This is a genomic window from Facilibium subflavum, from assembly GCF_003574485.1.
GTDB lineage: Bacteria > Pseudomonadota > Gammaproteobacteria > Francisellales > Francisellaceae > Facilibium > Facilibium subflavum.
In genome coordinates this window covers 1-7,012 of sequence record NZ_QLIT01000042.1, presented here as the reverse complement: position 1 = coordinate 7,012, position 7,012 = coordinate 1, and the positions used below count along the sequence as shown (strand labels likewise).

The window sequence follows — 7,012 nt, the reverse complement described above, 5'->3', positions numbered from 1 at the left end:
GTGTCAAAGTCGGGATATAAACAACAAAAGTAATACCAAGCCCAACACATAACATAACCGCATAAAATACCATTTTCATAAACGTCGTATTATTTGTATACATATTATCTCCTTGTCATAAATTCAGCTACTACTTCTAGTGTAGTCAAAAAAGGTTAATTCACTGAATCAGAAGAAAAACAATAAAATAAAAATAGGCTTGAAGCATTAGATGCTATAATCACTCACCGATAGTTTTGTTGTCTCTTTTGTTGACTTACAAAACGTCTCTTTGATAAAAAATAATGAAATCACAACAGCAAGCAACATCAATGCAATAATGACGACAAACGCGCTTTGATAATCACCAATAGAAAGATTTTTATTCTGTGAAACCATCGATAATATCCAGCCAATAAATGGCGCATTTAATGAGGTCACTAACATGATCATACCATTATTTAAACCTAGCCCTGCGGCAAGGTAGTTATGATTACACTGCTCTGCCATAATCGCAAAACCAATACTTTGACCACTGGCACCAACACCTAGAAGGAAAAAAGCCAGAATAATCACAACGATATTGATTGGGAAATAGATAATAAAAACAGCCGCAATAAGACAACTAAATGCCGCTAGAACCATCACATTTTTGCGCTTGCTGGTAAGATCTGAGACAAAACCCAAAAGTGGGCAGCCTATCGCATAACCAAGCCATGCAACTGTAATCATATAAGAAGCAGTTGATGAGGTGTAGCCATGCAGCATTAAAAATGCTTTACCACTATTTTCTGAAAGATATTCAATTGTAAAATAAACACAGGCTGAAAACACTGCAATCAACCATACTTGAGGCTGCTTGAGTAAATTATATAAATTTTGTGTTACGGGCTTTGGTTTCTTTAGAATACGGAAACTACCCGTATAATCCGTATTGTTGCGAACAATTAATAGCACGATTAATGCCAGCGCAACACCAATGCCGCCCAGGGCATAAAAGATATAACGCCACTGTATTGCCGCGTTACCTGATAGCGAATCCAAAGGACCTGCAGCAAGCATCGGCCCCATGGTGCCAATAAATTGTGACAAACCGATAAAAAGACCGATATTCTTTCTTGGCATCCAATCATACACCGCCACCAAAAGACAGACAAAACCAAAGGAAGAGCCAAACCCCATCAACACGCGAAAGATAACAGCAGACTCAAAAGCCCTGGTAAATCCAAACCCGGCCACCGCAATCGCACAGATAAACACAGCTGATGCGAGCGTTTTTTTCAACCCAAAACGATCAACGATAACCCCAACTGGAATCTGCATAATCCCATAAATAAGCTGATATGCCGTTGAGCTTAAGATCGCAAAAGTAACAAGATTTAAGTGCAAATCATAAGTAATCGGGTGCTCAAAGGTGCCTAAAATAGTTCTCAGTAAAAACTCGTACATGAAAAATACAGCACATACCACCCAAATAATCGTCCCTATTAGGGACATTTTCTGATTTTGACTCATCGGCTATTCTTCCGCATCTGGTTTGAGATCTTCCCACTCTTCAAGCGCGGCTTCTGCCCTTTCATTGTCAACAAAAGACGCTACCTTAAAAATGGAAGCACCTTCTTGAATTAACGGTGCACGATTGATACCAACGACAACACCATCAAGCTTTGATTTCACAATCGTTGCATTCTCATTGCTAAAAGGATCCGATAACCGGCCTATTTTATCCCCGGTTTTAATCGACTCACCTAATGACACATCGGTATGCAAGACACCTGATGAAGGCGAACTGAGCCAATCTTCATCCTTAGAAAAAACAGGCGAGACTTTATCCTCAATCTCTCCTTCAAGCATTTGCAATTTACGCATCACATTAATAATCCCTTCTAAACCAATTTGGATCGACTCCTGATCAAAGCGCATCGCCTCTCCTGCCTCATATACCAATAAAGGAATGCTTAAGTTCTCCGTTGTCTGCCTAAGCTTGCTTGAACCTGTTTCAACCTCAGTGATCACAGGTGCCTGAAAGGCCTTAGCAAGTTTTCTTGCCTGGGTATCATCAAAGTTACAATAGACATGCGGTAGGATTTGATGATTTAAAGATCCTGTCTGTAATTCAATACAGTAATCAACCTTTTTTAAAATCTCTTCTGTGAAAATATACGCAATTCGCTCACTGAAATTGCCATGTTCATCACCTGGAAAACTATCACTGATCGATGCCCCACCAGGTGAGATTTTAGGATAATGTGTGAGCCCATAAACATTTAACGCAGGCACGGTAATCAATGTACCGTGCAAATCATTGGCTGAGATAGAATCAAACAACTGGTTGACAATTTCAAGCCCATTAAATTCATTACCATCTAGCATCGCAAATGCCAACAGGCATGGCCCATCTTGTTTGCCATTAATCACCTTAATCGGCATATACATGGGTGAACATGAATATTGTTCAGGCAAGGGTAAAGCAAGCGTTGCTTTTTCTCCTGAATGTACATTAACATCACATATTTTCAAATTTGCGTTTCTCATTAGATATCCATTTACTGTTTACTTTGATTGATTATTCATACAAACACCAACTGATTATTCCAATTCTACAAACTTATTGCCAGGTTGTTTTTAAATTTTTTTACTCAAAGCATTTATAAAAATGATATGCTCAGGCAATATTTTGCCAATAAGACGCCTGAGCGCTGCTACACACAAATGTCTGTTTGTTTTGCGATCAGCTGTTGAAAGCATGAGATTAACCAATGAATCTCTTGGACTGTATTGTAATACGCAAAACCCACTCTTACAACACCATTTTTTGGCATAAGCTTTAACTTCTGTACAAACTCAGGAACATAAAAATGGCCATGCCCAATAAAAACACCCTTGCTGGCAAGTGCCTTTGCTACTTGTGCTGAGTCCATCTCTAGAAATTCCAATGCAAACGTTGGTGTTCGATTATCCAATTGGTTGATCTGATCAATACCATGAATCTTAATCTCAGGAATCTCTTTTAATGCGGTTATAAACGTTTTTTTCAACGTTGTTTCATGCGTTTGGATCACCTTAATGCTTTGCTTTAAGCTTTGTGCTAATGTCGTCTTTTTTGCTGTGACAAGTGATGCTTTATGTAAAATAGCAGCATAAAGCCCAGCTACGGCTTCAAAGTTCTGTGTGCCTGTTTCTAAACAATAAGGAAAAGCATCAGGTGCTGGCCTTATTTTATAAGGTTTTATGTGTGCCATTGTCGCCTTTTTCGCATATAAAATGCCAATATGCGGCCCACAAAATTTATACGCCGAACACACAAGCCAGTCACATTCTAATGCTTGCACATCTACTTTATGATGGGCAATAAAATGCACAGCATCAATAAAAACACGTACATCATATTTTTTTGCCAGATCCATTACGCTTGAGATATTTGTAATACTGCCACAGATATTTGAGGCCATGGTTAGTGCCATAAACCGCACTTTCCCAGTATGTAGGTATTGCTCAAGTACATCCAGATCAAGCTGATAGGTATACGTATCAAAAGGTAGCATTTTAACACATGCACCTCTTTCTTTTGCGCCAATCACCCAAGGTGAAATATTTGCATCATGATCAAGCTCGGTGACAATAATTTCATCACCAGGCTGCCAGGTATTCATAATTGCACGGCTTAAAGCAAAAGTAATCGATGTCATGTTCTGCCCAAAACTTATTTCATCCTCATATTCTGCATTAATGAGTGCTTTAACAGCTTGTCGTGCCAATAATAACTGCTTTGTTGTCGCAATGCTTGTTGGATAAAATCCGCCCAGATTAGCAACACCTTGCTGCATAAACTCGCTTATTGCCTGGATCACCGCATTTGGTATCTGTGTTCCACCTGGACCATCAAGAAACACGGCCTGCTGGCCATTATATAATTTTGATAATGCAGGGAAATCCTGTCGTATTTTTTCCACATCAAACATAAATCCCCCTGTTATTGTTTTTTCGCTTTTTGTAAGGTAATCACAAACACATCCCGCCAGCCTTTCCCTGGAATAACCGGAACAATCGCAGAGGCATAGTGGGCATACTTTTTATCATCAAACAATATATGCGATCTGTCTTTGACATCAACCAGTACCGAATTACCACCACTGACATTATTAAGGTTAGCACAAAGCACACACACATAATCAAATCCATCCTGATGTATTCCCTCTGGTGCGGGCTTTCCCGTTATTTCATCGGTGGTTTCAATTCGAATCTGATGAATCCCAAAATGATAGTTCCCCTTTGGAATTAATGGATAAATATGTGAGCGAATAATATTATCCGCCACATACTGTGCTACGGGCATTTCAATCAAAGGGAAATGGCGATCAATTCCACCTTGATACTTATTTAACTTCTGTGACTGATGAAAAACCTCACCATGTGGGCTAACGCTAACCTTATTATTATTCACATCACCCACACTAAAGGCACGATAACGGTAATTATCACCTTGTTTCATGTTGGGATCACGCTTTAAATCTAAAAAGCTCTGTTTGATCGCATTTGGCAGTTGACTTACTTCTTTGACAAAATACATATTTCCCCTTAATCCTTGGACTTCTAGCTTCCCAAACTACAATAATAAGATAATATGGAAGGCAAAAAATTAAACACCCCGTAATAAATATACAAATTTAATGATATTTGCAAGAAGGTTATAAAAGATTATTAACATATCACATTATCTAGTAGCACTTCAAATTCATAAGACCCTAGAAATTTCACCGATAGCATTTTTTTAAGCGTTTGAACATTCTCTGACAAAACCTGCATATCTGGATCAATGCAATTGGCAATCCAGCCAATACAGGGAATATCGCTTTGCTGCAAAGACTTTGCCGTTAATAAGGCATGATTAATACAGCCAAGCTTCATACCAACAACCATAATTACCGGAATATTAAGCGCTTTGAAAACTTCATCATAGCCTTGCTGATGATTCAATGGTGTTAAAAGCCCACCTGCACCTTCAATCAGTGTAATATCAGCATTAACTTGCGCCAGTGTTGATTGGATCAGCTTAGTGACTTTCGCAACATTTAAATCATCATTGATCTCGCTGGCAGCAATATGTGGTGCAATTGCCGGTTGATAAACAACAGGGTTAATAAGTTTATAGTCAAGCTTCACTGACGCTGATTGCTGTATCGCTAATGCATCTTCATTCACCCACTGATTGCCTTTCAAAAAGGCGCCCGAGGCAATTGGCTTTAAACCACAGCTTAAAAACCCTGCGCTATTTAACTGTTGCAAGAGTTTAACGGTCACATACGTCTTACCAACTTCGGTGTCCGTGCCGATAATTCCCACTGTTTGATATTTGACAATTTCTTCTAGTACCATGATTATTCCTTTGTTCTTTATAGCAACGCTTACTCTAAATTACTTTACAATACGCCACTTTCATCTTCTGGGCGGTTTATAAACGGTATATAAGCCAATCTGGTAGCTCAATTCAGCTGGTGCATTCGCCTTTATATATGATTTAATCTTTGACAGATTTGGCTGGCGCTTACCAAGATAGCAATTCACGCCAGTTTGTTTAATGTGTTTTAATTGCGCTCTTGCGGTAGCAAACGATAATTGATAGTACTTTTTTTCAGCAGATTGAATGACAAACCCCAATTCTGCTAAGAATTGTTTAATTGTTTCATGTGTATAAAAATCATTGATGCGAAAATGTGACGATAATTCAGTAAATGTACCAGCAAGTGGCATTGAAAAACACAAATGCCCATTATCTGCAAGCTTATCTGCCAACTGCTTTAATAAGGCATTGAAATCACGTGACCACTGCAATGACATATTCGCAAAAATCAATTGGTATTTTTTTTGTAATTGATGAAGTTCATAATCAAAATCCAGACAATAAAAATGTGCATTTACCTTCTGATAAGTAGGATCTTGTAAGTATTTTTTTGCCACACTGATACATAAATCAGCGCAGTCAACGGCATCAATAGATGATGCCTTTAACGCTTTTAAAAGTCTGAAACTAAGCCTGCCATCGCCACAGCCCAGTTCTAATATTGTGCTATTATTAAACGCTTTTGGTGATAATTTTTGTAAAAGTAAATCAAACACTGATTGCTGCACATGTGCTTCAACTGGGTAACTTTTAAGGGACTGATTGAATCGCTTTGCAATGGTTTGCATCATTCGTACTTATCTGCTTCTTGTAAAATGGATAAATGGCTGTGATCTTTTAAAAAAATAGTTGGCGCTAAAGCCTGTAAATAATCTTTATCAACCACAACATCATCGCTACCTGCAATAATACTGGCATGACTGGTATTTAACAATTTTTCAATCTCTTTTGGATCAGACTTAAATGCCATCATCCAGGTAAGATGATGATGCCAATGCCGATATTGGTTGTTATCTTTTAGTTGTATATGTGGATTAAAAGTATCGACCAACTCATCAACAGGTTGAGGATAACAAGCCAAAGTTAAAAATTTATGTATAAGCTTATCAGCTGCCAGTTCAAATTGTCGCACAAAGCTTTGCTTTTTTGCCTCAGGCATGTTTAATTTCAAAGGTGGCGCATAAAGATAGAGTTTATTAACCGGCATTTGGGTTTTCTGTAATAGCCTTATTACCCAAAGAGCTGATAGCGACCAGGCGTGAATTGTGCTGTTTGGCGGAATATTACTTCTTAATGCATCAACAACCTGGTCTTCATCACCACAGGAGAAATCGGGTAAATCAATTAATCTATGGGATTGATGATCAGCTATATAATCCTGCCAAATACTTGCACCAAAACCCCAACCAGGCAGGAAAATTTGTTGATGGGGCGCTTGTACTGAATGTTGTAATGTATGTCGAGTAGACATCTCTGTTTCTCCTATTTATAATTTAAATTTTAAACATAATGTGAGAAAGCATGATGCCCCTCACAGAACCGTACTTGTAGATTTCCCACATACGGCTCTTCAATTTAACTCACTGAACCTGTTAAAGTATAAAAATCATGTGTTATCCGTGGTTGCGGTCC

The 7,012-nt window shown here is 38.4% G+C and carries 7 protein-coding genes; all 7 read right to left on the bottom strand.

What is annotated here, in order from left to right; all coding sequences use genetic code 11:
- Nucleotides 1-207 precede the first annotated feature (207 nt).
- The 7 genes from DNK84_RS03465 to DNK84_RS03435 all read right to left on the bottom strand — a co-directional run bounded on the left by DNK84_RS03465 (nt 208) and on the right by DNK84_RS03435 (nt 6,851).
- Nucleotides 208-1,494 carry an MFS transporter gene (locus tag DNK84_RS03465; RefSeq protein WP_119343180.1) on the bottom strand — a complete coding sequence of 429 codons (1,287 nt, stop codon included), beginning with the start codon at nt 1,492-1,494 and terminating at the stop codon, nt 208-210.
- Between the two features lie 3 nt (nt 1,495-1,497).
- Complete coding sequence (locus tag DNK84_RS03460) at nt 1,498-2,514, bottom strand: succinylglutamate desuccinylase/aspartoacylase family protein (RefSeq protein WP_119343179.1); 1,017 nt, start codon at nt 2,512-2,514, stop codon at nt 1,498-1,500.
- 167 nt (nt 2,515-2,681) lie between these two features.
- Complete coding sequence (locus tag DNK84_RS03455; RefSeq protein ID WP_119343178.1) at nt 2,682-3,941, bottom strand: cysteine desulfurase-like protein; 1,260 nt, start codon at nt 3,939-3,941, stop codon at nt 2,682-2,684.
- A gap of 11 nt (nt 3,942-3,952) precedes the next feature.
- A complete protein-coding gene (locus DNK84_RS03450) occupies nt 3,953-4,549 on the bottom strand; it encodes a 2OG-Fe dioxygenase family protein (RefSeq protein ID WP_119343177.1) in 597 nt (198 codons plus the stop codon).
- A gap of 131 nt (nt 4,550-4,680) precedes the next feature.
- Nucleotides 4,681-5,355: a dethiobiotin synthase gene (bioD, locus tag DNK84_RS03445; protein ID WP_119343176.1), complete on the bottom strand. Its 675-nt coding sequence runs from the start codon at nt 5,353-5,355 to the stop codon at nt 4,681-4,683.
- A gap of 60 nt (nt 5,356-5,415) precedes the next feature.
- Nucleotides 5,416-6,171, bottom strand: a complete 756-nt coding sequence (locus DNK84_RS03440; protein WP_119343175.1) for a methyltransferase domain-containing protein — start codon at nt 6,169-6,171, stop codon at nt 5,416-5,418.
- Nucleotides 6,168-6,851, bottom strand: a complete 684-nt coding sequence (locus DNK84_RS03435; protein ID WP_119343174.1) for a hypothetical protein — start codon at nt 6,849-6,851, stop codon at nt 6,168-6,170. Before DNK84_RS03435 ends, DNK84_RS03440 begins: the two co-directional genes overlap by 4 nt.
- Between the last annotated feature and the right edge of the window lie 161 nt (nt 6,852-7,012).

Excerpts from the sequence above, each read along its gene's own strand:
- DNK84_RS03450 (WP_119343177.1), bottom strand. The coding sequence starts at position 4,549 with ATGTATTTTGTCAAAGAAGTAAGTCAACTGCCAAATGCGATCAAACAG.
- DNK84_RS03460 (WP_119343179.1), bottom strand. The coding sequence starts at position 2,514 with ATGAGAAACGCAAATTTGAAAATATGTGATGTTAATGTACATTCAGGA.
- DNK84_RS03440 (WP_119343175.1), bottom strand. The coding sequence starts at position 6,171 with ATGATGCAAACCATTGCAAAGCGATTCAATCAGTCCCTTAAAAGTTAC.
- bioD (WP_119343176.1), bottom strand. The coding sequence starts at position 5,355 with ATGGTACTAGAAGAAATTGTCAAATATCAAACAGTGGGAATTATCGGC.
- DNK84_RS03465 (WP_119343180.1), bottom strand. The coding sequence starts at position 1,494 with ATGAGTCAAAATCAGAAAATGTCCCTAATAGGGACGATTATTTGGGTG.
- DNK84_RS03435 (WP_119343174.1), bottom strand. The coding sequence starts at position 6,851 with ATGTCTACTCGACATACATTACAACATTCAGTACAAGCGCCCCATCAA.
- DNK84_RS03455 (WP_119343178.1), bottom strand. The coding sequence starts at position 3,941 with ATGTTTGATGTGGAAAAAATACGACAGGATTTCCCTGCATTATCAAAA.